1 protein-coding gene is annotated in these 2,333 nt (G+C 38.2%); it reads right to left on the reverse strand.

All coding sequences use genetic code 11. The features are described 5' to 3' along the window. Positions 1-2,333: non-ribosomal peptide synthetase (locus CALSC_RS18895; protein WP_143288303.1), on the reverse strand; the 2,333-nt coding region annotated here is incomplete at both ends.

The following is a 2,333-nucleotide window of genomic DNA, read 5'->3' on the forward strand; positions in this document are numbered from 1 at the left end:
ACTATTGATGATAAAGTTTTTTGTAAAGCATTAATATCTAAATTACCACTAATGCGGACTGCTGTTGAAATATTGTAAGTCGCACTTTTCCCTTCCAGTTCGTTGAGAAACCATAGTCGCTGTTGTGCCCAGGATAATGGTAATTCCTGATGGTGGCTTCTTGGTTGAATTGAAGGAAGGGTTTTTGTATTACCTAGTTGATTTAATGTGTGATCTAGTTGGCTAACTGTAGGGGATTCAAATAATATTCTTAGAGGTATTTCTACAGAAAAAGCTGATTTTACTCTGGAAATTAATTGGGTTGCGAGTAGGGAATGTCCTCCCAAATCAAAAAAGTTATCGTCAATTCCGATATTTTCTACATTCAATACTTGAGCAAAGATATTGGCTAGTATTTTTTCACGTTGTGTACCTGGTGCTATATATTCAGTATTTTTTTCAGTTTCGGGTACAGGTAATGCTTTACGGTCAATTTTACCATTGGGTATTAATGGTAGGCTATCTAAAGTGACAAAGGCACTGGGTACCATGTAGTCTGAGAGTTGTGCTTTGAGGTATTCACGTAGTTGTTGAGTTGTGAAAGACGAGTTTGCAACTACATAAGCTACTAGCCTTTTATTACCGATATTTTCTTCTGTGGTAATGACAACAGCTTGATTAACTTGAGGATGCCTACTCAGAACTGCTTCGATTTCTCCCAATTCAATGCGGAAACCACGTATTTTTACTTGGTTATCAATACGACCAAGAAATTCGATATTCCCATCGGTTAAGTAACGAGCTAAATCACCTGTTTTATATAATTTTGATTTATCAAAGGGGCTAGGGATGAATTTGTCTGAAGTTAATTCTGGTTGGTTGAGGTAACCTCTAGCTAAGCTGTGACCACCAATGTATAATTCTCCGGGTACACCGATGGGTAGTGGTTGGAGGTTTGAATCTAAGATGTAGATTTGGGTGTTGGCTATGGGACGACCTATGGTAATTTTCTGAGTACTAGGATTAATTTGAGTTGCGGTTGCACAAACAGTAGACTCAGTAGGACCGTAAGCATTAAAGAAACGACGACCAACTGACCATTTACTAGCCAATTCTAAGGGACAAGCTTCTCCTGCGACAATTATATTAGCCAGTTGTGGCAATTCCTCAGTCGGTAATACTGTTAAAGCAGAAGGAGGTAATGTTACATGAGTTATAGAATAATCATGTAACATTTGCTTCAAATCATCACCAGGCATTAACTGAGAAGGTGTTCCTAAAATTAGTGTTGCTCCTCTAGTGAAAGCCATCAATATTTCCCAGACAGAAGCATCAAAACTAAAAGAAGCAAATTGAAGTACATTGCTAGTTGCTGTAACATCAAAAATGTTGGTTTGTGCTTGAGCAAGATTACATACAGAATGATGTTCAATTGCAACCCCTTTGGGTTTCCCAGTAGAACCAGAAGTGTAAATCACATAAGCCAAATTATCGGAATTTACCCCAGCATCAAAATTCTCTTGGGACTCTTGGGAAATCAGACCCCAGTCACTATCCAAACAAACCACCCGTGCATTATTCTGTGGGAGAGATTCTAACAATGAGCTCTGAGTAACTAACACCCCAACACCCGAATCTGCCAACATATAGCTCAATCGTTCTTGAGGATAATTGGGGTCGAGTGGTACATAAGCACCACCAGCTTTTAATATCCCCAATAATCCCACCACCATCTCCAGGTTACGCTCTACACAAATTCCCACCAATACTTCTGGTTTAATACCAAGACTTTGCAGATGATATGCTAGTTGGTTGGCTCGTTGATTTAATTGTTGGTAGGTTAATTGTTGTTCTCCAAATACTACTGCTAGATCGTTGGGGTTTTCTTCTACCTGTTGTTCAAATAATTGATGAATACATTTATTAGATGGATAATCCGTTGCTGTATCATTCCATTCAACTAATAATTGATGACGCTCCTCTTTCGATATCAAGGTAAATAAACTTATATTCTGCTCAGGTTTTTCCACAATCCCTTGGAGTAAATTCTGGAAATGCTGAATCATTCGCTCAATAGTTGAGTCATTGAATAAATCAGTATTATATTCCCATTTACCTACCAGCCCTTGGTCAGTTTCGCTAATTGACAAAGTTAAATCAAACTTTGCAGTTGTACTTTCCTGCTCTAACTGACTTAAAGTTATACCAGTTAACTCAACTTCACTTAATGGTGCATTTTCTAATGAAAATCCCACCTGAAATAAGGGAGAATAACTTAGGTCGCGCTGTGGTTGTAATGCTTCTACTACTTGCTCAAAAGGTACATCTTGATTTTCGTAAGCTTTGAGCGTAAG

It is taken from the genome of Calothrix rhizosoleniae SC01 (genome assembly GCF_900185595.1).
GTDB classification, from domain to species: domain Bacteria; phylum Cyanobacteriota; class Cyanobacteriia; order Cyanobacteriales; family Nostocaceae; genus Calothrix_A; species Calothrix_A rhizosoleniae.